The sequence below is a fragment of the Caulobacter sp. GW821-FHT11E11 genome, from assembly GCF_058808315.1.
This window is the reverse complement of the sequence record NZ_JBXARO010000002.1, coordinates 124173-147655: the sequence shown is the minus strand read 5'-3', so window position 1 is coordinate 147655 and position 23483 is coordinate 124173. Positions and strand designations below refer to the sequence as shown.

The 23483-nt window shown below is 67.1% G+C and carries 23 protein-coding genes and 1 tRNA gene; 9 read left to right on the top strand and 15 right to left on the bottom strand.

Annotated features, from left to right (window positions below):
* The first annotated feature begins 27 nt into the window (after window positions 1-27).
* The gene (locus AC1RR5_RS04700) at window positions 28-1245 is read left to right on the top strand and encodes an RtcB family protein (RefSeq protein WP_492919943.1); all 1218 of its coding nucleotides are present in this window, start codon (window positions 28-30) and stop codon (window positions 1243-1245) included.
* A gap of 705 nt (window positions 1246-1950) precedes the next feature.
* Here the strand turns inward: AC1RR5_RS04700 and AC1RR5_RS04695 are convergent.
* Window positions 1951-2574: an SMI1/KNR4 family protein gene (locus AC1RR5_RS04695; RefSeq protein ID WP_492919942.1), complete on the bottom strand. Its 624-nt coding sequence runs from the start codon at window positions 2572-2574 to the stop codon at window positions 1951-1953.
* A gap of 90 nt (window positions 2575-2664) precedes the next feature.
* Between AC1RR5_RS04695 and AC1RR5_RS04690 the strand changes: the two genes are divergently transcribed.
* The 4 genes from AC1RR5_RS04690 (at window position 2665) to AC1RR5_RS04675 (ending at window position 9370) form a co-directional block, all read left to right on the top strand.
* On the top strand, window positions 2665-3585 hold the full coding sequence (locus AC1RR5_RS04690; protein ID WP_492919941.1) for a hypothetical protein: 921 nt from the start codon (window positions 2665-2667) through the stop codon (window positions 3583-3585).
* Window positions 3586-4006: 421 nt separating this feature from the next.
* Window positions 4007-6886, top strand: a complete 2880-nt coding sequence (locus AC1RR5_RS04685) for a TonB-dependent receptor (protein ID WP_492919940.1) — start codon at window positions 4007-4009, stop codon at window positions 6884-6886.
* Window positions 6887-7004: 118 nt separating this feature from the next.
* Complete coding sequence (locus tag AC1RR5_RS04680) at window positions 7005-7352, top strand: EF-hand domain-containing protein (protein WP_492919939.1); 348 nt, start codon at window positions 7005-7007, stop codon at window positions 7350-7352.
* A gap of 143 nt (window positions 7353-7495) precedes the next feature.
* Window positions 7496-9370: a glycoside hydrolase family 9 protein gene (locus AC1RR5_RS04675; protein WP_492919938.1), complete on the top strand. Its 1875-nt coding sequence runs from the start codon at window positions 7496-7498 to the stop codon at window positions 9368-9370.
* Here AC1RR5_RS04675 and AC1RR5_RS04670 read toward each other — a convergent pair.
* The gene (locus tag AC1RR5_RS04670; RefSeq protein ID WP_492919937.1) at window positions 9367-9849 is read right to left on the bottom strand and encodes a winged helix-turn-helix domain-containing protein; all 483 of its coding nucleotides are present in this window, start codon (window positions 9847-9849) and stop codon (window positions 9367-9369) included. The two genes, AC1RR5_RS04675 and AC1RR5_RS04670, sit on opposite strands and share 4 nt — an antisense overlap.
* A 133-nt stretch (window positions 9850-9982) precedes the next feature.
* On the opposite strand from AC1RR5_RS04670, the gene AC1RR5_RS04665 reads away from it, so the two are divergent.
* Both AC1RR5_RS04665 and AC1RR5_RS04660 read left to right on the top strand, forming a co-directional pair.
* Window positions 9983-10057 (top strand) — tRNA-Gly (locus tag AC1RR5_RS04665).
* A 77-nt stretch (window positions 10058-10134) separates the two neighbouring features.
* Window positions 10135-10734, top strand: coding sequence for an HD domain-containing protein (locus AC1RR5_RS04660; protein ID WP_492919936.1), 600 nt, complete (start codon window positions 10135-10137; stop codon window positions 10732-10734).
* 10 nt (window positions 10735-10744) lie between these two features.
* Here the strand turns inward: AC1RR5_RS04660 and AC1RR5_RS04655 are convergent, their stop codons facing one another.
* The 9 genes from AC1RR5_RS04655 to AC1RR5_RS04615 all read right to left on the bottom strand — a co-directional run bounded on the left by AC1RR5_RS04655 (window position 10745) and on the right by AC1RR5_RS04615 (window position 16956).
* Window positions 10745-11623 carry a TraB/GumN family protein gene (locus AC1RR5_RS04655; RefSeq protein WP_492919935.1) on the bottom strand — a complete coding sequence of 293 codons (879 nt, stop codon included), beginning with the start codon at window positions 11621-11623 and terminating at the stop codon, window positions 10745-10747.
* A gap of 65 nt (window positions 11624-11688) precedes the next feature.
* Window positions 11689-12570: an alpha/beta fold hydrolase gene (locus AC1RR5_RS04650; protein ID WP_492919934.1), complete on the bottom strand. Its 882-nt coding sequence runs from the start codon at window positions 12568-12570 to the stop codon at window positions 11689-11691.
* A gap of 88 nt (window positions 12571-12658) precedes the next feature.
* Entirely contained in the window at window positions 12659-13321 is a 663-nt protein-coding gene (locus AC1RR5_RS04645) for a hypothetical protein (protein WP_492919933.1), read from the bottom strand.
* Window positions 13322-13326: 5 nt separating this feature from the next.
* The gene (locus AC1RR5_RS04640) at window positions 13327-13521 is read right to left on the bottom strand and encodes a helix-turn-helix transcriptional regulator (RefSeq protein ID WP_492919932.1); all 195 of its coding nucleotides are present in this window, start codon (window positions 13519-13521) and stop codon (window positions 13327-13329) included.
* Complete coding sequence (locus AC1RR5_RS04635; protein WP_492919931.1) at window positions 13518-13922, bottom strand: hypothetical protein; 405 nt, start codon at window positions 13920-13922, stop codon at window positions 13518-13520. The genes AC1RR5_RS04640 and AC1RR5_RS04635 overlap by 4 nt, the downstream gene beginning before the upstream one ends.
* Before the next feature lie 11 nt (window positions 13923-13933).
* Window positions 13934-14374, bottom strand: a complete 441-nt coding sequence (locus AC1RR5_RS04630; RefSeq protein WP_492919930.1) for a hypothetical protein — start codon at window positions 14372-14374, stop codon at window positions 13934-13936.
* Between the two features lie 115 nt (window positions 14375-14489).
* Window positions 14490-14786 (bottom strand): hypothetical protein, encoded by a 297-nt coding sequence (locus tag AC1RR5_RS04625; RefSeq protein ID WP_492919929.1) that lies wholly within the window; start codon window positions 14784-14786, stop codon window positions 14490-14492.
* Window positions 14787-14935: 149 nt separating this feature from the next.
* On the bottom strand, window positions 14936-15811 hold the full coding sequence (locus AC1RR5_RS04620) for a TraB/GumN family protein (RefSeq protein WP_492919928.1): 876 nt from the start codon (window positions 15809-15811) through the stop codon (window positions 14936-14938).
* Window positions 15812-15927: 116 nt separating this feature from the next.
* The gene (locus AC1RR5_RS04615) at window positions 15928-16956 is read right to left on the bottom strand and encodes a 2'-deoxycytidine 5'-triphosphate deaminase (RefSeq protein ID WP_492919927.1); all 1029 of its coding nucleotides are present in this window, start codon (window positions 16954-16956) and stop codon (window positions 15928-15930) included.
* Window positions 16957-17137: 181 nt separating this feature from the next.
* Here AC1RR5_RS04615 and metZ point away from each other — a divergent pair, with 181 nt between their 5' ends.
* Together metZ and apaG are read left to right on the top strand one after the other, a co-directional pair.
* On the top strand, window positions 17138-18322 hold the full coding sequence (gene metZ, locus AC1RR5_RS04610) for an O-succinylhomoserine sulfhydrylase (RefSeq protein WP_492919926.1): 1185 nt from the start codon (window positions 17138-17140) through the stop codon (window positions 18320-18322).
* Complete coding sequence (gene apaG / locus AC1RR5_RS04605) at window positions 18303-18767, top strand: Co2+/Mg2+ efflux protein ApaG (protein WP_492919925.1); 465 nt, start codon at window positions 18303-18305, stop codon at window positions 18765-18767. The genes metZ and apaG overlap by 20 nt, the downstream gene beginning before the upstream one ends.
* Before the next feature lie 75 nt (window positions 18768-18842).
* Here apaG and AC1RR5_RS04600 read toward each other — a convergent pair whose 3' ends face one another.
* From AC1RR5_RS04600 to AC1RR5_RS04585, 4 genes are all read right to left on the bottom strand, one after another.
* On the bottom strand, window positions 18843-19754 hold the full coding sequence (locus AC1RR5_RS04600; protein ID WP_492919924.1) for an Hsp33 family molecular chaperone: 912 nt from the start codon (window positions 19752-19754) through the stop codon (window positions 18843-18845).
* Window positions 19755-19799: 45 nt separating this feature from the next.
* Window positions 19800-21050 (bottom strand): SGNH/GDSL hydrolase family protein, encoded by a 1251-nt coding sequence (locus AC1RR5_RS04595; RefSeq protein ID WP_492919923.1) that lies wholly within the window; start codon window positions 21048-21050, stop codon window positions 19800-19802.
* 72 nt (window positions 21051-21122) lie between these two features.
* The gene (gene argF / locus AC1RR5_RS04590) at window positions 21123-22058 is read right to left on the bottom strand and encodes an ornithine carbamoyltransferase (protein ID WP_492919922.1); all 936 of its coding nucleotides are present in this window, start codon (window positions 22056-22058) and stop codon (window positions 21123-21125) included.
* A gap of 69 nt (window positions 22059-22127) precedes the next feature.
* Window positions 22128-23342 carry an aspartate aminotransferase family protein gene (locus AC1RR5_RS04585; RefSeq protein WP_492919921.1) on the bottom strand — a complete coding sequence of 405 codons (1215 nt, stop codon included), beginning with the start codon at window positions 23340-23342 and terminating at the stop codon, window positions 22128-22130.
* Window positions 23343-23483 lie beyond the last annotated feature (141 nt).

Genomic DNA, 23483 nt, shown 5'->3' with positions numbered 1-23483 from the left:
GGAGGGGAAGCAAGAGGAGAGAAGCCGATGAGCGGCTTCATGCATATCGAAAGCGAGGGTGCGCCGATCAAGGCGTGGACCCAAGGCGTCCCGATCGAGGACTCCGCCCTGAAGCAGCTGCGCAACGTCGCCAGCCTGCCGTTCATCCACAAGCACGTGGCGGTGATGCCGGACGTGCACTGGGGCATGGGCGCGACCGTGGGCTCGGTGATCCCGACCTACAAGGCGATCATCCCGGCGGCGGTGGGTGTCGACATCGGCTGCGGCATGATGGCGGTGCGCACCTCGATCCGGGCCGAGCACCTGCCCGACAACCTGTTCGGCATCCGCTCGGACATCGAAGCCGCCGTGCCGCACGGCCGGACCGACAACGGCGGGCGCAACGACAAGGGCGCCTGGCAGGTCGAGCCGCCGACCATCGCGGCCGAGAAGTGGGCAGGCCTGAAGGACGGCTACGACGACATCGTCGCCCGCAACCCGAAGGCGGCGCACCAACGCGGCTATGGTCACCTGGGCACGCTGGGCACGGGCAACCACTTCGTGGAGCTGTGCCTGGACGAGGCGGGCGATGTCTGGGTGATGCTGCACTCGGGTTCGCGGGGCGTGGGCAACCGGTTCGGGACGTTCTTCATCGAACGGGCCAAGCACGAGATGCGCCGGTGGTTCATCAACCTGCCTGACGAGGACCTGGCCTACTTCGCCGAAGGCAGCGACGGCTTCAACGACTACGTGCGGGCCGTGGCCTGGGCGCAGAAGTACGCGCTGGCCAACCGTGAAGTGATGATGGACCAGGTGCTGGGCGTGCTGAAGCGCACGTTCCCGGACCTGGCCGTGACCGAGCATGCGGTGAACTGCCACCACAACTACGTGTCGCGGGAAAAGCACTTCGGCAAGGACGTCTACCTGACCCGGAAGGGCGCGGTGTCGGCCAAGGCCGGTGAGCTGGGCATCATCCCGGGCTCGATGGGCGCCAAGTCGTTCATCGTGCGCGGCAAGGGTGAGCCGGACTCGTTCTGCACGTGCTCGCACGGCGCCGGGCGGGCGATGAGCCGGAACGAAGCCAAGCGCCGGTTCACCCTCGAAGACCACGTGGCGGCCACCGCCGGCGTCGAATGCCGGAAGGACGCCGACGTGATCGACGAAACGCCGATGGCCTACAAGGACATCGACGCGGTGATGGCCGCCCAGGCCGACCTGGTCGATATCGTGCACACCCTGCGTCAGGTGGTGTGCGTGAAGGGATAGATCTCGCCGGACGTCATCGGGCGTCCGGCGAGCATTTTGACCGGACATGAGCTCTCAGCCTCACGCGGCCAGCGCCGCTGAAGGTGTGTGGGGAGGCGACGGAGCGGCCGGGCGAACCCGGAGACCGTGATGGTTTGTGTGTTTCGGCTCGCTTACCGCTCCGCCAGGTTGTTCTTGCCCGTGAGGATGGGAGGCGTGAGCGTATTTCAGCTCGGGTCCCCACTAGCCCCCGGACGGGCGCGGACCAAGTCGATCGGCTACATCCGTCTCGACCCCGACGATCCACGATAGGCGGCTTGTACGATCACCGCCCTGTCGCTCCGCTTGCGGCTTTGACCCCAGAGACTGCCCGTTCGCCAACCGATCCGCCTAAAGAGTACGGATGGAGCGACTTTCGAGCCTCCAGGAACCGCCAGCGGCCCCGCTCAACCTAGCCCCGCCGCCGTTTTGGGCCGGATCCAAACGCCCTCCCCCGCGACGGGGATGGCTATGATTGTGCGGCGGGTTTGAGCGCGGATCATTCAGCGAGGTCTAAAATCGACAAGCGCTTGATTTCGTTGCGTTCGATCTCGCGAATTCCGAGGATAGAGGCGGCCCAATCCCCATAGCCAGCCCGGCGGAGCCCCTAAATCTCCTTAGCCTTCCGCCTTGGAAGAGCATGAGCACCGACCAAGGTCGGCCTTCGACCCAAGTCGGACTTTGACCTCAATGCAGCAACGGCTCCGCGCTCGTCTCCCATTTACGCCCGGCAGGGTGCATGGTCTGGGTGGCTGAGGCCAATAAGCGACCGGCACGGTCGTAGAGGTGCGAACAGCGCGCGATCTCTTCCTCAAGCATCTCATTTAGGCCAGGCCACCGAGCCGCGACGTCGCGGCCGTTGCGATGATGCACTAGGAGCACCTCCCCGGTCGGCTCTATGATCAGGGTTCCACTAGACGACCACCCAACCATTCCACCGATGGCGAGCGCGTCTTCGTCCAAACCGTCGGGTCGTTCGATGGTGTTGCCGTAATCCAGGCTGATAGGCTGCCCGAGAGGATCGGTCGAGTCGCGGCAAAGTTGGCCGACAAAACCGTAGAGGCTGATTTCAAAGAGGCGCGCGCCATTACCCACCAAGCAGAGAAAGTCGCTGTAGCTCCTAGGCACCTTTCGGCCCAGATCACGCTCGAGAGTTCTAACCTGTTGGGGTGCGAGGGCAGGATAAATCCTGTGCAGGTAAGCCATCGGGGCTTCGAAAGGCTTGTGGCAGAGCAATACGCCGCCGTTGAGCGTCACCGGACGTGCGTCGATCCCTTCCGACAGCAAAGCCAGTAACTGGTCACGGGTCATCTCATCTACCTTGGCGCTAGCACCAGAGCCTTAGCAGCTTTGCGGCTGCTCACCACCCCGAACAGACCTGCGCCGCCTCGGCTTTCCGGCATGACGCCCAAGGTCAGGTTTGAGGCGCGGGCTTCATTTCCACACCCGACCAAGTCGGACCTGGTTCCCCCGCGCCCCGTAGTTGCTCTGGTCGGGGTACCATTTTATCTCAGCATGATGGCGCGAGCGGTATTCAACCCAACTAGACGAAATCGAAACATCGGCACCTCAAAACAGGGGCTCGGTCAGGACAATCGCCTCGTCATTCCAGACCCACTGACCTCGTCTCGGACGTGGAAGGAACGGCTGAACCGCCACCAGCAGATCCAGAGGGTCGTTGGCGGCAGGGAGGTCATCTTTATCGTCGAAGAAACCAGTGGTGGTTGCGTTCACGCCTGCTCAGTCGATGACGTCAGGCACATGCTCGCCAATATACCAATGATGGACTGGGAGGGCTTGGAGACCTTCGTGCTTCGTCAGTCCACGCGGAAGCAGAGGACTCTCAGTCCGGCTTGGGGACGCCTCCTGTATTACGCGGATCTAGGTCTTCCAGCGCGCGCCAGCAAACGGATCGGTCCCGCCCTTCTGCTAGAGGCGGTCGATTGTGACGCTCCGCTCAAATGGTCAAGCTCGCTAGATCCTGACGATCAGGCTGAGCTGGAACGCCTCAGGCAGGATGGCCATGCCATAGAGCGCGTCGGGCGCCGACATGTGTTCTCGATAAGCGCGAAGGCAACAAGGGCGACACAGCTTTACCGCACGCTGCTCCATGAGATCGGACACTGGGTGGATTGGCTCGAAAAGGTGGAACGTCCCGCCGCAAGTGGCGGCGATTTCGATAGCCTATATGACGCCTACTTCCAGCGCCCCAAGGATGAACGTGAAGCCTTCGCCCACCGATATGCGGATGAGGCACGTGAACGCCTACAGCGGTGCGGCGTGATCCCCTTCGATCGGATCGAGCTTCAGCCGAGCGTGTAGCTGATGTCCGTGCAGCGCTGGAGGCTGACAAGCCTATACGGGCCAAGATGCTCGCGTATTGGAACGAGGGCTTCAGCGAGCACGAGAACGTCGTGAGGGCAGTGCTGTCCTGACGTCCGCTAGCTACCCATGGCGGACATTCCAAGCAGCCGCTCTTCAAACCCTCTCTCCCAGGGAGAGGGTTTCAGGTGGAGTCCGCTCGCGAGACCGGGCGGCGTTTCACATTCCGCCCCAGCTTCTCACCAAGCATTGTTACAGCATCTTGCGACTCCGTCATTTGTCGGACATATATTATCTACGTTGTGAGATTTGATCCCGAGATATGGGACTACATGACGTGGAGAGCTGAACCGGGAAAACCGGGAGCCTCGGGTTGGAAACATCAGGGGCGCGGCTGGACCGGCCCTGTCTGGAGGTCCTCATGTCGCCGTCCAAATCGGGCTGGAAATCGGGCTGTTCGCTGCTGGCCCTGGCAATTGTAGGCGCAATGGCCGCCACGAGCGCGCAGGCTCAAACACAAGACAACACCGTCGACGAAGTGGTCGTCACGGGCTTTCGCGAGAGCCTGAAGAGCGCCCTGAACGTCAAGCGCCAGTCCTCGGGCGTGGTCGACGCCATCAAGGCCGAGGACATCGCCGACTTCCCCGACGCCAACCTGGCCGAGTCCATCCAACGGGTGCCGGGCGTGTCGATCACCCGAGTCGCCGGCGAGGGCCGCACGATCACCGTGCGCGGCCTGCCGCCGAACTTCACCCGCGTGCGCATCAACGGCATGGAGGCCCAGTCGACCAGCGGCGCCACCACCAGCGACCGCGGCGCCAACCTGGGCCGGGGCTTCGACTTCAACACCTTCGCCTCGGAGCTGTTCAGCGGCATCACGGTGCGCAAGAGCGCCCAGGCCGAGGTGATCGAGGGCTCGCTGGGCGCCACGGTCGACCTGGAGACCGCTCGCCCGCTGGACCAGAAGGGCCTGACCTTCGTGCTGGGCGCGGCCGGCAGCTATACCGACTTGGCCAAGAAGGTCGATCCGCGCTTCACCGCCGTGCTGGGCAACCGCTGGAGCGGCGCGTTCGGCGAGTTCGGGGCCCAGGCCTCGGTGGCCTACAGCAAGCGTCGCTACCTGGAAGACCAGTGGGGCTCGGGCGGCTGGAACCCGGCCACGGTCGACGGCGGCTTCTGCACGCCCGTCGGTCGCCCCGTGCAGAACCCGGTCGACAACGCCGCCAACGGCACCGACGCCGCCAACTGCGCGACCGGCGTGCCGCGCCCGGCCGCCAATGACACCGTCTTCGACCAGGCCAACCGCTCGACCGTCTTCTTCCCCCGCCTGCCCCGCTATGGCCGCTTCCACCACAATCAGGAGCGCACCGGCGCGACCCTGGCCCTGCAATGGAAGCCGACCTCGCGCACCTCGCTGAGCTTCGACGCCCTGTATTCGAACTACGACGTCAAGCGTGAGGAGAACTGGCTGGAGGGCTTCTCGTTCGCCCGCGCCATCAGCCAGAACGGCAAGCCACAGACGGCGGTGCGCGAGCTGATCCTGCGCAACGCCGGGACCAGCCACACCGCGGGCGTCAATCTGGGCCAGACCGTCTATGACGTCGACTTCGCCCGCTTCGACGGCGTCGACGTGCGCTCCGACACCCAGCACGACGAGTTCCAGAACGTCTTCCAGCAGTACACGCTGGCGGGCACGCACGAGCTGACCGACAAGATCACGGTCAAGGGCCTGATCGGCTACTCGAAGTCGGACTACGACCAGCCGATGACGACGACGATCATGTTCCAGCGTCCCAACACCAGCATGACGATCGACTTCCGCAAGGATCGCGACCAGCCGACCATCACCCACGGCTTCGACGTCACCGACGCGGCCCAGTACAGCTTCGCCGCCCCCAATGCCGAGGTGCGGCTGTCGCAGATCTTCACGACCAACATCTACAAGACCATCGACCTGAACCTGGCCTGGGCCGTCGACGACGCCCTGACCGTCAAGGTCGGCGGCCACTATGACGAGTTCTCGTTCGACACCTCGGCCTTCCAGCGGCCGAACAACTTCCTGGTGCCCAGCTTCACCTCGGCCGAGCTGAAGAACCTGACCAAGGTGGTCAGCGGCTTCGGCGGCCACGGCATCAATTCGGGCGTCTTCCCGTCCGCCTGGGCGACGATCGACTACGACAAGTTCGTCGGCAACCAGAACCTCTACAGCCAGTCGGGCCTGTACAACCTGGTCAACAACTACGGCGGCATCCGCCGGGTGGACGAGAAGGTCACCTCGGCCTTCATCCAGGCCGACCTGCGCACCGAGATCGCCGGCGTGCCCGTGCGCGGCGACGTCGGCTTCCGCTTCGCCCGCACCGAGCTGGAGTCGCGCGGCTACCAGATCGGCCTGACCCCGCAGCAGGTCACCGCCGAGCACAGCTACAACGACGTCCTGCCCTCGGTGAACGTCGCGGTCGACGTCACGCCCGACATCGTCCTGCGCCTCTCGGGCGCCAAGACCGTGTCACGGCCCGAGCTGGGCTTCCTGACGCCCGGCGGCAGCCTGAACCTGACGGGCACGCCGTCGATCACCTCGGGCAACCCGACCCTGGACCCGATCCGCGCCTGGACGGCCGATGTCGGCGCCGAATGGTACTTCGCCCCCGGCGCCATCCTCAGCGTCGGCCTGTTCTACAAGGACATCGAGACCTACGTTCAGAACCAGTCCCAGCAGCTGACCTTCCGCCAGACCGGCCTGCCGCTGGCCCTGCTGGGCGCGTCGGGCGTCGATCCGGACAACACCCCGATCACCGTCACCCGCCCGCTGAACACCCCGGGCGGCCCGCTGAAGGGCTTCGAGGTCAACTACCAGCAGGCCTTCACCTTCCTGCCGGGACCGCTCAGCCACACTGGCGCGCTGTTCAACTACACCTATGTCGACAGCCAGATCGACTACTTCCTGGCGGCTGGCGGCATCACCACCAACGACCTGATCGGCCTGTCCAAGAACGCCTACAACGCCACGCTCTACTACGAAGACAGCAAGTTCAGCGCCCGCGTCTCGGCCTCGTACCGCGACAAGTCGATCGTCGCCTTGCCGGCCAATAACCCGCTGCAGGACCTGGAGGGCTACTCGCCCAACCTGACCTTCGACATGGCCGCCTCGTACCAGATCGGCGAGCACCTCAAGCTGTCACTGGAAGGCCTGAACATCCTGGACCGCTTCAACCGGCAGTTCATCGACTCCGACCGCGACAGCACCTTCGTCTACACCCACACCGGGCGGCAGTTCAGCCTGGGCCTGCAGTACAAGTTCTAGGCTGCCGGGGACGGGCTTTCGGGCCCGTCCTTTCCTGCCCCAATCGGGAAATAAGCCCGCAACAATCTGGGGCCATTCCAGCGATCCAGGGACTTAACCCCGGAAGGAAACACCCTCTATGCGCCGCACGCTTCTCGTCGCGCTCGCTTCGCTCACCACGGTCGCCGCCGCCGGCGTCGCCATGGCCCAGGACGGCGGCCCGCCTTCCGGTCCGCGCCAGATGCCGGCTCCGGAAGACGTCTTCAAGCGCTGGGACACCAACAGCGACGGCGTCGTCGACAAGGCCGAATGGACCGGCGCCGGCCGGCCGGAAGACCGCTTCGCCATGATCGACGCCGACAAGGACGGCAAGGTCACCCTGGCCGAGCTGAAGACCGCCTTCGAACAGATGCGCGCCCGCCGCGCCCAGCAGGGCGAAGGCCCGCCTCCCGGCCCGCCGCCGGAAGGCGCTCCGCCGCAGAACTAGGCGCGCTTCCAAGAGCCGCTGCGAACGCCGCCCGATACCCTCGGGCGGCGTTTTGCATTTCCGGGCAATACCGGTAACAAAGCTTGTGACAACGCTGTCGTTCATGCAGTAGCTTCACCATCAAGGCGCACGGTCGATGCGCCATGGAGGAAGCGTTGATGATCCGTATGGCCGCCCTGTCGTTCGCCTCGTTGCTTGTGCTGGCCAGCGCCGCCAATGCCGAGGACGCGCCCCGCCCTATCCGCCTGAACCAGACCGGCCTCGAGGCCAACGGCCCCAAGCGCGCCGTGCTGGCCGATGCTTCCAAGACCCCGCTGGACTGGACCCTGCTGGACGCGTCAGGCGCCGTGGTCGTCCAGGGCAAGACCAAGGTGTTCGGCGACGACGCCGCGTCCGGCGAGCATGTCCACCAGATCGACTTCTCGGCCTTCCGCAAGACCGGCGACGGTTACCGCCTGAGGGTCGGCGCCGCCGAGAGCCGCCCCTTCGCCCTGCGCGCCAGGCCCGACGGCAAGCTGACCCGCGCCGCCCTGTCGTTCTTCTACCAGCAGCGCGCCAGCGTCCCGATCGAGGCCCGCTTCGTCGAGCGTCCGGACCTGGCTCGCCCCGCCGGCCACGCGCCGGACAAGGCCACCTGCTTCGACCTCGCCGACGAGCGCGGCCAGGTCTGGCCGGGCTGCGACTACACCCTGGACGCCAGCGACGGCTGGTATGACGCCGGCGACCACGGCAAATACGTCGTCAACGGCGGCATCTCGGTCTGGACCCTGGTCAATGCCTATGAGCGCGCGGCCGTGCTCAAGCGCCCCGGCGCGCTGAAGGCCCTGGGCGACGGCTCGCAGGCCTTGCCGGAGAACGCCAACGGCGTGCCCGACATCCTGGACGAGGCCCGCTTCGAACTGAGCTTCCTGCTGGCCATGCAGGTCCCGGACGGCAAGACCCTGCAGGTCCCGGTCGGCCGGCAGAAGTCCGACGGCAAGCTGAAGCTGACCGCCGTCGACGCCTCGGGCATGGCTCACCAGAAGATCGCCGACCGCTACTGGACCGGCCTGCCGACCGCGCCAGCCGACGATAAGCAGGTGCGCTATCTCTACTTCCCGACCACGGGCGCGACCCTGAACCTGGCCGCTGTCGCCGCCCAGGCCGCACGGGTGTGGAAGACCATCGACCCGGCCTTCTCGGCCCGGTGCCTGGACGCCGCCCGCCGCGCCTTCGCCGCTGCTCGCCGCAATCCCGAGATCTATCAGCTGGGTTCGTTCACCGGCTCTGGCGGCTATGGCGACGGTGATTTGACCGACGAGTTCTACTGGGCCGCCGCCGAGCTCTATGCCGCCAGCGGGGACGCCGACGCCGAGAAGGTGCTGCGCGCCTCGCCGCTGTTCCTGGCCTCTCCGACCGCCGGCGCGCGGCCGACCGGCGACCTGGGCTGGAGCTCGGTCGGCGCGCTAGGCACGATCACCCTGGCGCTGGCGCCCAATGGCCTCAAGCCCGCCGAGATCGCCCAGGCCCGCGCCAACCTGGTCGCCACCGGCGGTAGGTATCTGTCCGACGATATCAGCCAGGGCTACGCCCTGCCCTATGCCGCGCCGGGCTATCCGTGGGGCTCGAACAGCTCGGTGCTGAACCGCGCCGTGGTGCTGGGCCTGGCCTACGACTTCACGGGCGAGATCGCCTATCGCTTCGGCGCGGTCGACGCGATGGACTATGTCCTCGGCCGCAACCCGCTGGACCGCTCGTACGTCACCGGCTTCGGCGCGCGGGCGATGCAGAACCCGCACCACCGCTTCTGGGCCAAGCAGGCCAACGCGGCCTATCCCGCCCCGCCGGCCGGCGTGGTCTCGGGCGGGCCCAACTCGACGAACATGGGCGACGACGTGGCCAAGGACATGAAGGGCCAGTGCAAGCCGCAGACCTGCTGGACCGACGACTACCGCGCCTTCACCCAGAACGAGGTGGCGATCAACTGGAACGCCCCACTGGTCTGGGCCTCGGCGTTCCTGGACGATACCGCCCGCTAGCGCTGGACGAAGGACCGCGGCTCAGGGTCCCGATCCTGCGCCCAGGCATAGGCGCCGACGCTGGCGACGCCGCCCACGGCGATGGCCAGGGCCGCGCCGGCCGCCAGCCAGTTGGGTCCCAGGCTCCAGCGCTGGGCAGGTGGCGCGTGGCCGGGCGCCGCCTCGAAGATCCAGCGATAGCCGATCGCCGGCACCGTCTCGATGAAGCGCGGCGCGCGGTCATCGTCGCCCAGCGCCTTGCGCAGATCGGCCACCGCCTGGTTCAGCGCGACGTGCGAGCCTTCGTCCCGGTCCCAGACCGTCTCGATCAGGTGATCGCGCGAGGCCGTCAGGCCGGGCCGCTCAGCCAAGGTCATCAGCAGGTCGAAGGTCCGGGGCTCCAGATGGCTGGCCCCGCCGGGCGCGCGCACGCGGCGGCTCTCGACGTCGATGGTGACGTCGCCAAACGCCATGCGAGGGGTTTCCGTCAGAACTTGCACGCGACGATCGACTCCCTTGGGTTTCGGGCCGGCATGTAGGGAACAATCTGAGGCGCAATTAGGTCCGAACCTTTCGCCGAGTTTCCCGGACTTGAGTACGCAGGCGAGCCGGGCTAAACGAAGCGTCCCTTTGGCGGGCGTAGTTCAGAGGTAGAACGCAAGCTTCCCAAGCTTGATGTCGGGGGTTCGATTCCCCCCGCCCGCTCCAAGGCCTCCCACATCGCGTTGACGACCTCCCGCTTCGGGCGCACGATCACTTCAAACAGACGTTTGGGGAGAAACGTGATGGCCGACGGCGAAGATCATCCGCGCGCTAAATTCCACGCGATGACCGACGGCACGCCCGAGGACTGGGGCATCATCGCTGGCGCGTCGGTGGAGTTCGGCCGCGAGTTGCCCACCCGACTGATCACGCACCTGAACCTCTTGAAGGGCGACTGCGGCGGCTTCGCCATCGATCGGCTGGACCACAGCCTGCAGACCGCCACCCGCGCCCACCAGGCCGGCGAGGACGAGGAATATGTCGTCTGCGCCCTGCTGCACGACATCGGCGACATCCTGGGCCCGCGCAATCACGCCGACATCGCCGCCGCCATCCTCCAGCCCTTCGTGTCGGAGCGGAACCACTGGATGGTGGCCCACCACGCGATCTTCCAGGGCTACTACTTCTTCCACCACCTGGGCCTGGACCGCGACATGCGCGACCAGTTCCGGGGCCATCCCGACTTCGAGCACACGGCCAAGTTCTGCCACGTGTACGACCAGGAGGCCTTCGACCCGAACTTCGAGTCGATGCCCCTGGAAGCCTTCGAACCCATGCTGCAGCGGGTGATGAGCGTGCCGAAACGCTCGATCTACCTCCGGGCGGCGGCAGCGGCAGAGTAGGCTTTTAAGCCTACTCCACCCGCTCGGCCTTGATGCCCAGCTTGGCCAGTTGCGCCTGCACGCTCTCCGGCCCCACCAGGTGACCCGAGCCGACGGCGACGAAGCTGACGCCCGAACCGGCCAGCTTGGTCTTCAGCTGCTTGGCCCAGTCCTGGTTGCGCTTGACGATCAGCAGTTCGTAGAGCTCGGGATAGTCGGCCTTCATCTCCGAGACGAACTCGCTCTCCAGGCTGGCCAGGTCGCCGGCGGCCCAGGCGGTGACCATCTTGTCGATCTTGGCGACGCCCTCGTCGACGTCGTCCAGCGTGGCGCTGAGGAAGTCGGCTTCGCTCTTGGCCGGCATGTCGGCGAAGAAGCGGATCTGCTGCTCGGGCGTCTCGAAGGCCTTCTGGGCCTTGCCCGCCGCCTTGGTTTCGCCAGCCAGCACGAACTCGACGCCGCTCTTGGGGTCGTAGCCGGCCTTGATCACCGGGATCATCGACAGCGACACCGCCGCCAGCCACGGGCGCATCATGTTCAGCGCCTGGGGCGGCACGCCGCCGCCCTGGGCGACGTCGGTGGCGTGCTTGAACTTCTCGGCCGAGATCTTGGACGACAGCGGATTGGCCGGGTCCAGGCCGTACTTAAGCACCAGCGGCTGCATCACCGCCGGATCGTCGGCGCCGATAATTTCCAGGGTCAGGTCGCCGCTGGAGGTCAGGGCCTGGTCGATCTTGGCCGAGCGCCACTTGGTGTCGGGCTTCAGCACGTGGACGGTGCCGAACAGGTAGATGGTCGAGTCCTTGTCCTTGATCGCCCACAGGGCGGGTTCGGCCAGGGCCGAGCCGGCGAAGCCCAGGGCCAGGACCGAAACGAGACCTGCCGCGGCGCGGCGCATTTGACGAAGCATGGAATTCCCCGAATGACTTGAGGTTGAGAATTGTAGCGCCTGCGCGGATGCGCAAGGCCGGATGGCTATTTGAGGAAGGTCTCGACCGCCGCCGCGAAGGCTTGGGGCTGGTCCAGCATGATGAAGTGGCGCGTGTCGTCGACCCGCTTCAGCACTACGCCCGGCAGGGCCGCGTAGGCGTCGGCATAGGTCTTGTCGACCATCGCCGCCGGAAAGCCCAAGGACCCGTCGAAGGCGTAGAGCAGCGTGACCGGCGTCTTGATCGCGACCAGCTCGCCCCGGGCGTCGGTGGTCAGCAGGTCGTACATGGCGCGGGCCACGACCGGTTGCGACGAGGTCTTCGACCAGTCCAGGACCAGCTTCTGGCCTTCCGGCGACTTGACGAAGCGCGGCGCGGTCGCGGCCTGCTGGGTGGCGAAGGCCTCGGGGCTCAGGGCGATGATCCCGTCGCGCATCATGGCGGCCTGCGGCTTGATGGCCTCGGCGGTGGCGTTGGGCGAGAACAGCACCGCGAAGAACGGCAGGCTGTCGACGATCATCAGGCGGCTGATGTCCTCAGGGTGACGGCGCGCCAGCAGCAGGCCGGTGAAGCCGCCCATCGAGTGGCCGATCACGGCCGGCGCCTTCAGGTGGTTGGCCTTGATATAGGCGTCGACCGCCTCGACCAGCGGCTCGACCACCGGGCCCTCGGCATTGCCGGCGACCGGCGCGCCGGCGAAGCCCGCCACCTGGACGACGTGGACGCGGTGCGTGGTCGACAGCTGCTTGACGGTGGCGTCCCAGACCGCGCCGGACGAGGCCAGGCCGGGGATCAGCACGACGTCGGGACCCTTGCCCGTGACGGTGACGGTGATGCGGTCGGCGGCGTGGGCGTGATTGCCGCCGAACACGCCCAGGGCGGCCAGGATGGCGAAGGCGATGACGAACAGGTGGAAGCGTTTGCGCATGGATCTTTCTCCCCCGTAGGGACGTGCGGAAGGCTTCGGCGTCTGATGACGCCGACGGGATGGGACGCTGGGCAGGAACTGGAAGGGTCTAGGCCAGGCCGCGGCGCCAGGTGATCAGCACCGCGATCATCAGATAGGCGGCCATCATCACGCTGACGGCGTCCCACAGGGTCAGGACCGGCAGCAGGTCCAGCTTCTCGCCGGCCGCCCACAGGAACAAAGCGCTCTGCAGAATGACGAAGGTCAGGGCGCAGATCTCGGCCGTGGCCTTGCGCATCAGCTCGTCGCTACGCAGCCACAGCGTTATGTTGCTGGCGGTCTGGACCAGGAGCAGGGCGATCAGGCCGATCATGGTGGCCGAGGCGATCTCGGGCGGCACGGGATCGAAGACGACACGGACGACGACCGGCGCGGCCATCATCACCGCCGCCAGCACCAGCACCCAACCGCTGAGAGCGTAGAACCCGGCCTGCTCGCGGTTGGCCGGCGCGCCGCGTTCGGGATCGACCTGCCGGCCCAGCGCCTTGCGGCTGGCGCTGACGCCGACGGTGACCAAGCCGACCGCCAGCATCAGCAGGCCCAGGAACAGCGCCAGGGCGTCGGACCAGCCGAGATCCGGCGCGGTCCAGAGGCCCAGCTTCTCGGCCGAGGCCAGCTGCTTGCCGACCAGATAGCCCAGCGGCGCGGCGATCACGGCCCAGAGCAGCATGCGCCGGCCGGGGGTCATGCGGGACTTCGAAGCGACGGTCATGATGATCAAGCCTCGTCCTGGAAGATGGTTTCGATGGGTTGCCCGAACAGCCGGGCGATCTTGAAGGCCAGCGGCAGGCTGGGATCGTACTTGCCGGTCTCCAGCGCATTGATCGTCTGGCGCGAGACTTCCAGCCGCTCGGCCAGATCCGCCTGACTCCAGTCGCGCTCGGCCCGCAGCACCTTGAGGCGGTTCTTCACTGATACCGCCTCCGGACGAAGGGCTGGGACAGGCCGAACGCGCCGCAGAACACCGGGAAGACCAGGAACAACGGGAAGCGCGCGACCACGCCGACGTTCTCCAGAAAGCCCCAGGCGGTGCAGAACGCCATAGTGACGCCCATGCCCCACAGCAGCGACTGGACCAGAACGGTGCGCAGGAACTCGTCGGTCTCCTCCATCAAGTAGAAGCCCATGGCCGCGATCACGCCGATGATCGGGATCGCGGGGGCCACGCCCAGCAACCACAGCAGCGGCCCCTTGGGATGATGGGCTTCGATCAGCCACAGCGAGCCCATCAGCACGACGACGTAGCCGGTCATGGCCGGAATGAAGCGGCGCAGATAGTTGCGGGCGGCGGGGGTCTGGAAGTTGTTGCTCATGATCGCCTCCCCTAGCGCTGACGGACCAGCCACCAGCCGGCCCAAGCCAGCAGGTAGCCGATGGCCTGAGCCACGAGCAGCGCAGCCATGTCGATGACCAGCCAGGCCGCCGGATGCAGAGCGCCGTACATCGCCGTGAGCCAGGCCGAGTCGGTCAGCGTGCCGATCATCAGCGCCACCACCGTTCCGGCCATGCCGCCCCAGAACCAGGCGAACTTGTGGGCCTCGCGGGCGGCCTCGTCGATCATCCGCCAATAGACCAGCGTCACTGCCGACAGCGCCACCACCATGATCGCCGTTCCGCCCACCATCACGGGCAGTGGAATCTCGATGCTCAGACGGTTCACCAGCGCGACGCCGGCGCCGATCAGCGCACCAAAGACGCCGCAACCGACCATGATCCGCTGAGCGATTTCCTCTCGGCTGACCTTACGCGCTTCGATCTTTTCCATGACAAGCCACCCCGTCTAAATGACAAGGACATTTGTCATTCACGAGCACACCATGTCAAGCGTGGTTGTCATTTTGTCATGGAGTAGCGACTAAAGGACGGAGAAGCTTGACGTTTTAGGCGGCCTTGCGGCCGAGGAACGGATCGACCGACAGCGACTCGCCGGTGACGCCGCGCCAATGGACGGCCTCCAGGCGCTTGAGGGCGCGCCCCAGCATGCCGGGGCGCGGGCGGCTGACGGCTTCCCAGCCGTAGCGCGAGAAACGGTCGCCGAAATCGGACCAGCGGATGACCCGCCCTTCCGAATCCTGGCGCCAGACGGCCTTGTCGCAGCCGGGGATACGCGCACACCGCTCCCAGGCCTCGACGCGGCCTTGCAGGATCAGGAACGGGTCTTGAGCAGTACGGGCCAAGGGGGCCTCCGTAGACTTTCCGCATCCTCCGCGGCGAAGCGTGACTGAGTCGCGCCCCGGAGAGGACAAGGGCTAGGATTTGTGTAATCGCACCGACTGTCCACCAGATGTGGTGCGGCGGGTTGCCGCGCGACACGCGCTGCGACAGCTCATTGGATCCTTCGGACGGCGTAACCGCGGGCCTTCATCAACGCCGGCAGCCCTTCGCCGCCCGCCATGTGCAGGGCGCCGACGACGACCAGATCGGTCCCCCGGCCCTGCCGCATCTCGGCGTCCAGCCGGTCGGCCCAGGCCAGGTTGCGGCGCTTGAGCAGCGCCTCGTACAGCGCCGGGCGGCCGGTCTTCATGCGGTCGACCAGACGCGCGCCCAGCCGGCCCATGTCGCCCTGCAGCCAGGCGCGCTCCAGCATCACGCCATCGCGCGGCGGGGTGAGCTGCTCGCGGGCGACGTCGTCGAGGTAGTCCAGCTCGGCTTGCTCTGGCAGGTCGGCGAAGATGCGCAGCTGCTGCTCGAAGGTTTCGAAGGTGGCGATCGGCTTGTCGGCCGTCTTGGCGCGTTGGGTGGTGGCCGAGTCGACGCCGCTGGCGACCGCCCCGCCCTCGCGGGTCATCGGCGCGACTGACAGCATCATCGCCGCCGCCCAGGGCCGCAGGCGCTCGAGGCGTTCCAGCGGCACGCCATCGCGATCCAGCACCGGCCGCAGGGTGGCCAGGGCCGTCGGCGACAGCTTCTGGGTCAGGGACCGGTCGGTGTCGACGCCGTAGCGGTCGAACAGGACCTTCACCTCGCTGGGCGGCAGATCGGCGCGAGTCTCGAACCATACGCGGTCGGCGACGGCATAGGCGTGGTCGAAGGCCCGGGTGCGCCAGCGCACGTCCGGACGCAGCACGTGCATCGAGCCGAACAGGTAAATGACGGAGTCCTTGTCGCGGACTTCCCACATCGCCGGCGCGGCGCTGGCTGCGCCAACACCCATCATCCAGACGAGACCCGCCGCGATCGCCCCACGCGACAGACGCTTCAAAACGCTACGCAACATCCTTCAAGGCCCGACCGAATACTGGACCTCAAGGTAAGCGCGGGTTGGTTAAGCCGTTAGTGAACGCCCGCCGCGACATAACGACTCATACTGTCGCTTGATCAGCGCCAGGCCTTGAAGTGCTTGGACAATTTCAGCCCCTGGCGCTGGTAGTGCGAGCCGCCTTCGCCGTACAGCCGCACCGGTCGCGAGGTCAGGGGTTCATAGACCAGCCGCGCGACGGTCTGGCCGTCCTCGAGCAGGAACGGCGTCTCGTGGCTGCGCACTTCCAGCACGCCCTTGGAGCCGACGGCGGCGGCCTCCTCGGTGCCGAAGCCCGGGTCGAAGAAGCCGGCATAGTGGACGCGGAACTCGCCGACCGACGGATCGATCGGGGTCATCTCGGCGGCTTCCAGCACCGGGATCTCGATGTCGTCCTTGGAGGCCAGGATGTAGAACTCGCCCGGATCCAGCAGCAGCTCGCCATGGCGGGCCTCCAGCGGTTCCCAGAAGTCGCGCGGGTCGTGGCCGTCCTCGTGGTCCAGGTCGACGACGCCGGCGTGACGACGTCCGCGGAAGCCGACGACGCCGTTGTCGCTGGCGGTCAGGTCGACGCCGACGCTGCGGGTCGCCAGCTTGGCCGGCTCGCCGCGCTTCAGGCGCAGCTGGTTCAGGCGGGTGCCGGCGCGGACCAGCACTGAGAAGGTCTGCGGCGCGATCTCGATATACAGCGGACCGGTATAGCCGGCGTCGACGTCGTCGAAGGCGCGGGAGTGGTCGGTCAGCAGGCGCACGAACACATCCACCCGGCCGGTCGAGCTCTTGGGATTGCCCCGCGCCGAGATGGTCATCGGCAGCGCCAGGCGCTCCTGGATCTCGGCGATATAGACGCAACCCTTCTCCAGCACCGCGCCCTTGGTCAGGTCCAGCTCGTGCATGGCCACGTCACGCAGGCGGTCAGGCACCTTGCGATGCAGGCCCGGCAGGAACGAGGCGCGGATCCGCCAGGCGCGCGCGCCCAGGCGCAGGTCCAGGCTGGCGGGCTGCACCTGGTCGACGTCGAACGGCGTGGCCGAGGTGATGGCCTCTTCGGCGATCAGGTCTTCGATGTTCTGGCAGGGCAGAATCCCTGCGGCGTGGGCGTCGGTCATCGGCGCGACACTCGCGAAACCTCGCCTTAAAGGCAAGGCGGGAGCGACAGGAGTTCGCCTGTGACAATGTGATTTTCGCCCGTGACAATTCTCCGGTTGCGGATGAGGCCTTCACGCTTGACCAAGACCCCCTGCCCGCTCCTTATGCCGGCGGTTTTTACGCGTAAGAGAGGCAAGGCCCGTGGCCGAGGATCCAAAAGACTGGGACGTCGCGACGAAGCTCATTCGTGGGGGGATCGCGCGCTCGCAGTTCATGGAAACCGCCGAGGCGCTCTACCTGACGCAAGGCTTCACCTACGACAGCGCCGAGGGCGCCGATCGCCGGTTCTCGGGTGAAGACCCCGGGTTCGTCTATTCGCGGTTCAACAATCCGACCGTGAAGATGTTCGAAGACCGCCTGGCCCTGCTTGAAGGCGCCGAGGTGTGCCGCGCCCAGGCGACCGGCATGGCCTCGATCCACTCGGCCCTGATGGGCCTGGTCCGCGCCGGCGATCACGTGGTGGCCGGCCGCGCGCTGTTCGGCTCGTGCCGCTGGATCGTCAGCGAGTGGCTGCCGCGCTTCGGCGTGGAGACCACCTTCGTCGACGCCACCGACATCCGCGAATGGGAAGCGGCGATCCGTCCGGGCACCAAGGCGGTGCTGATCGAGACGCCCTCGAACCCGGTGCTGGAAATCACCGACATCCGCGCGGTATCGGAGCTGGCCCACGCCGTCGGCGCCAAGGTCATCGTCGACAACGTCTTCGCGACCCCGATCTTCCAGAAGCCGCTGGAGCTGGGCGCCGACGTCGTCGTCTACTCGGCCACCAAGCACATCGACGGCCAGGGCCGCGTGCTGGGCGGGGCCATCCTGACCAGCGAGGCGATCAACGAGGAATTCTACCGCGACAGCCTGCGCCACACCGGCCCGTCGCTGTCGCCGTTCAACGCCTGGGTCATGGTCAAGGGCCTCGAGACCCTGGACCTGCGCGTGCGTCGCCAGACCGACAGCGCCTTTGCCCTGGCCAACACCATGGCCGAGCACAAGAAGGTCCAGAAGGTGCTCTACCCCTTCCGCCACGACCATCCGGGCCACAACGTCGCCAAGTCGCAGATGACCGGCGGCGGCACCGTGATCGCCCTGGACCTGGGCTCGCGCGCGGCGGCCTTCAAGTTCCTGAACGCCCTGGAGATCGTCGACATCTCCAACAACCTGGGCGACGCGAAATCCATGGCGACCCATCCGCCCACCACCACGCACCGCTCGGTGCCCGAGGAGCAACGCCCGATGCTGGGCGTTACCGAAGGCGGCGTGCGCCTGTCGGTGGGCCTGGAAAGCGTCGAAGACCTCAAACGGGATGTGATCCGTGCGCTCGATCAGGCGTGAAACCTCTCCCCCGATGCAGCGCATGCGTCGTCGTCGCGGCCAGGATGGCGCGGCCTACGAAGCGCGCACGCGCGACATCGTCGTGCGCGTCTTCCCGACCTATGCGGCCGAGGAATCCTCGCCCGAGCAGGGCCTGTATCTCTGGTCCTACACGGTCGAGATCGAGAACCACGGCCAGGAAACCGTGACCCTGATCTCGCGCCGCTGGACCATCGTCGACGCCTTTAACCGCGTGAACGACGTCGAGGGCTCGGGCGTGGTCGGCGAGCAGCCGGAGCTGAATCCCCGCGAGGCCTTCCGCTACGTCTCCAACTGCCCCCTGCCCACGCCCTCGGGCGCGATGAAGGGCAGCTACGCGATGGTCACCGAAGACGGCGAAGTGTTCGACGTCGAGATCCCGGAGTTCTCGCTGCACATGCCCGGCGCGGCGGCGAAGCTGAACTAGGCTCCACGCGTTCCAGGCAACAAAAAAGCCGGCGCTCCTGCGAGCGCCGGCTTTCTTCGTTTCAGAGCCTGGCGATCAGGCCGCTGCCGGCGGGTCCAGCTTGTAGACGCGCGAGCAGTACTCGCAGGTCACGTGGATCTTGCCGTCGGGCTCGACCATGTCGGCCACTTCCTCGGCCGAGAACGAGTCCATCACCACGCCGATCCGCTCGTCCGAGCAGCGGCAGAAGGCCCGCAGCGGCTTTTCCTCCAGCAGGCGCACGCCGTCCTCGTTGAACAGCCGCCACAGCAGGGTGGCCGTCGTCAGGGTCGGGTCGAGCAGCTCGTCCTCGCCGGTGGTCTCGAACAGGGCCTGCACGTGGGTCCAGGCGTCCTGGGTGTCGCCGCGCGCCTGATCGCCCGCGATGACCTGGATCAGGATGCCGCCGGCGCGCCACTTGGGGCCCTCGCCCGTATCCACCTGGCCGACGGCCAGGCGCACGCGGGTCGGGGTCTGCTCCGACTGGGCGAAGTACTGTTCGGCGCACAGGGCCAGGGTCTCGCCTTCGATCGGCGTGACGCCTTGGTAGCGGTCCATGTCCGCGCCCTGGTCCAGGGTCATGATGAACACGCCGCCGCCCAGCAGGGTCTTGGCGCCCGGACGCGTGAAGCCTTCCGAGGCCTTGGCGACCTCTTCCGGATCGAACCGGCAATAGCCGCGCAGGCCGCCGCTGGTGTCGTAGTCGACCACGACGTAGCGCACCGGGCCGTCGCCCTGGGCCTGGATGATCAGGCGGCCTTCGAACTTCAGGCTCGAGCCGACCAGGGCCGCCAGCGCGCACGCTTCGCCCAGCAGATTGGCCACCGGCTCGGGATAGTCGTGACGGGTCAGCACCTGGTCGACCGCGTCGCCGAGACGGACCATGCGGCCGCGCACGGGCAGGCCTTCGATCTGGAATGCGGAAACGACGTCGTCGAGGACGCCGGGATTGGGGGCGATGTCGGTCATGGGGAGGCTAGATAGGGCGTCTTTTCAAAAAAGCGAGAGGAACCGCTATTTGACCCCGAACAGTCGCAGGTCGACCGCCGCCGCCATGGCCTTGTAGCCGGCGTCGCCAGGGTGCAGCCAGTCGCCGCTCTGATAGCCTGCGACCATCGTATCGGGCTTGGCCGGATCGCGCACGGCGGCGTCGAAATCGATCACGCCATCGAACGCGCCCGAGGTGCGGATCCAGGCGTTGACCGCCTGGCGGATGGCCTCGGTCTGCGGCGAGAAGCTGCGATAACCGCCCTGCGGCGTCAGGGTCGCGCCGTAGATCCGCAGGCCCTTGGCGTGGGCGCGCAGGATGATCTGCTTATAGGCGCCGATCAGGTCGTCGGCATTGGCTCGCTCGCCATACTGCGGATTGAAGGCGCGGTTGATGTCGTTGATGCCTTCCAGCAGCACCACGTCGGTCGCGCCGGGCACCGACAGCACGTCGCGGTCGAAACGCGCCAGGGCGCTCTGGCCAGAGCGCTCGCGCAGCACGCGGTTGCCGCTGATGCCGACATTGACCACCGCCGCGCGGCCAGCCAGGCGCACGGCCATCTGGTCGGGCCACGACTGGTAGGCCCCCGGCGTCGAGCCCGCGCCCTCGGTGATCGAGTCGCCCAGGGTGACGATCACCCGGCGCGGCTGGGCCGACGCCACCTCGACCCCGCTGACGATCGCGCCCAGACGCAGCGGCTTGTCGCCGAAGCGGGCGGCGGTCGTGAAGTCGCCCTTGTCCGACAGAGTCTGCCGCAGGCTGTGGCTCGGAAGCCTGGTCTCCTCGGGCAGGTAGATGCTGACGGCCAGTTCCTGCAGCGCCGTCACCGGCAGGTCGACGGGATCGCTGTACAGCGGCGCGCCCGGATAGATCATCGCCTGGGCCTGGCCGCCGAAGGTCAGGGCCTTGCCCTCGCCTGCCGAGCCGTCGGCCTTGGCCGGCGCGACCACCGCCTTGCCGATGACCAGCGGCGCGGTCCCGAACTCGTTGGAGAGGCGCACCCGCACCTTGGTCCCGGCGGCCGAGACGCGGACCAGCTGGCGCAGGGTGACGTCGGTGACGGTCGACGGACCCACGGTCAGCGGCGGCGGGGTTGCTTGCGTGGCCGGCGGCGCAGGAGCCGGGGCCGGCGCGGGATTGGGCGCGGAGGCCGGCGGCGGCGCGGCGGGCGGCGTGGGCGCGAAACCCCAGGCGCCCAGCCAGCGGTCGGCGGCCAGCGCCTGGCTCGCCACGAGGCAGGCCGCCACGCAGACGGCGGTGAAATGACGAGCTTTCATGAGGTCCCCTCCCGATCTTGTTGGGAAGGAGCCTAGCGGAGGCGCGCCTTACGACACCCCACTTTTTTGGTCTTAGCCGATGGCCCCGAAGACCCAGGCCAGCACCGACTTCTGGGCATGGATGCGGTTCTCGGCCTCGTCCCAGACCAGCGAGCGCGGGCCGTCCAGGACGGCGTCGGTGACTTCCTCGCCGCGGTGCGCCGGCAGGCAGTGCAGGAAGACGCCGTTGCCGGCCGCCAGGTCCATCAGCTTGTCGTCGACCTGATAGGGCTCCAGCGCGGCCAGGCGCTCGTCATGGTCGGTGTCGCCCATCGAGACCCAGGTGTCGGCCACGACGACGTCGGCGCCCTTCACGGCTTCCTTGGCGTCGGTGGTCATGCTGACCCTGCCCTGCAGGCCCTCGGCCCGGGCCAGGTCGTGCAGGTCGGCGTGATAGACCGCCGGGCAGGCGATCTTCAGCTCGAAGCCCAGCAGCGGGGCGGCGTGGATGAAGCTGGAGCACACATTGTTGCCGTCACCGACCCACGCGATGGTCTTGCCGGCGATCGGGCCGCGATGCTCCTCGATGGTGAGGATGTCGGCCATGATCTGGCACGGGTGGCTCTTGTCGGTCAGGCCGTTGATCACCGGCACGGTCGAGACCTGGGCGAAGCGCTCGACGTCGGCGTGGCTGTTGGCGCGGATCATCACCGCGTCGACCATGCGCGACAGCACCTTGGCGGTGTCCTCGATGGTCTCGCCCCGGCCCAGTTGCATGTCCGACGAGGTCGAGATGATGGCGCTGCCGCCCAGCTGGCGCATGGCCGCGTCGAACGAGAAGCGGGTGCGGGTCGAGTTCTTCTGGAAGATCATCGACAGCACGCGATCCTTGGCCGGCGCGTCGGCGTCGACCTTGCCCTGCGGCCAGCCCTTGCGGGCGGCCTTGCGGGCGTGGGCGTCGTCGAGCAGCAGGCGCAGCGTCGCGCCGTCCAGCTTCCACAGGTCGATGAAGTGCCGGGGGGTGGTCATCTTGGCCATATCCCTAACGGTTCCGCCCGCCCCGTGGTCCGGAGCGGGCGGCTAGTGCTTGGTGTTGTCTTAAGCCGAGGCCTTGGCGCGCGCGGTTTCGCAGGCCTTTTCCAGCTTGGCGATCGCTTCGCTGGCTTCCTCGACGGTCAGGTTCAGCGGCGGCAGCAGGCGCACGCAGTTGTCGCCGCCCCCGGCGATCAGCAGGTTCTGATCGCGGGCCATGACCATGAATTCACGGTTGTTCGGCACGACCTTGATGCCGACCAGCAGGCCCTTGCCGCGGATGTCGACGATGACGTCCGGGAAGCGATCCTTCAGGCCGTTCAGCTGCTGGGTGAAGAAGCCGCCGACGGTCTTGACGTTGTCCAGCAGCGCTTCGCTGTTGATCGCGTCGAAGGCCGCGTTGCCGACCGCCATGGCCAGCGGGTTGCCGCCGTAGGTCGAGCCGTGGGTGCCGGGGGTCATGCCCTTGGCGCCTTCGGTGGTGGCGAGGCACGCGCCGACCGGGAAGCCACCGCCCAGGGCCTTGGCCACGCACATGATGTCCGGCTCGCTGCCCGGGGCCCATTCGTGGGCGAACAGCTTGCCGGTCCGGCCCATGCCGCTCTGCACTTCGTCGTAGATCAGCAGGATGCCGGCGTCGCGGGTGATCTGGCGCAGTTCCAGCAGCTGGGCTTCGGTCAGCGACCGCGCGCCGCCCTCGCCCTGCACGGGCTCGATGATGATCGCGGCCGTGGTCGGGCCGATGGCGGCCTTCAGGGCCTCCATGTCGCCGAACGGCAGTTGGATGAAGCCCGGCAGGCGCGGGCCGAAGCCGTCCAGATAGCCGGCATTGCCCGAGGCGTTGACGGCGGCGTACGAGCGGCCGTGGAACGAGCCGTCGAAGCCGATGACGTCGATGCGCTCGGCGTTGCCGTTCATCACGTGATAGCGGCGAGCCGCCTTCAGCGCGCACTCGATCGCCTCGGTGCCCGAGTTGGTGAAGAACACCACGTCGGCGAAGGTGGCCGCGCACAGCTTGTCGGCCAGCACTTCCTGCTCGGGGATCGTGTAGATGTTGGAGACATGCCAGAGCTTCTCGCCCTGGGTCTTCAGCGCGTCGACCAGCACGGGGTGGGCGTGACCCAGGCCGCAGGTGGCGATGCCGGCCACGCAGTCCAGGTACTCTTCGCCCGTGGTCGAGAACAGTCGCGCGCCTCGGCCTCGCTCAAACGCCAGCGGGGCGCGGTTGTAGACGCCCATGATGTGGTGTTGCGAGGAGTTGGACGCGTTCGCGGTGCTCAAGACCGGCCCTCCTAAAAGGAAAGAAGCCCCCGCACTGTTCGTGCGGGGACCGGAAGGCCGCAGGTTGTCGCCGTGGAACGACGTCCTGTCAATCAACGGACTGTGAAAAGGCCCTGATAAACCGGCGAAAATCGCGGGTCT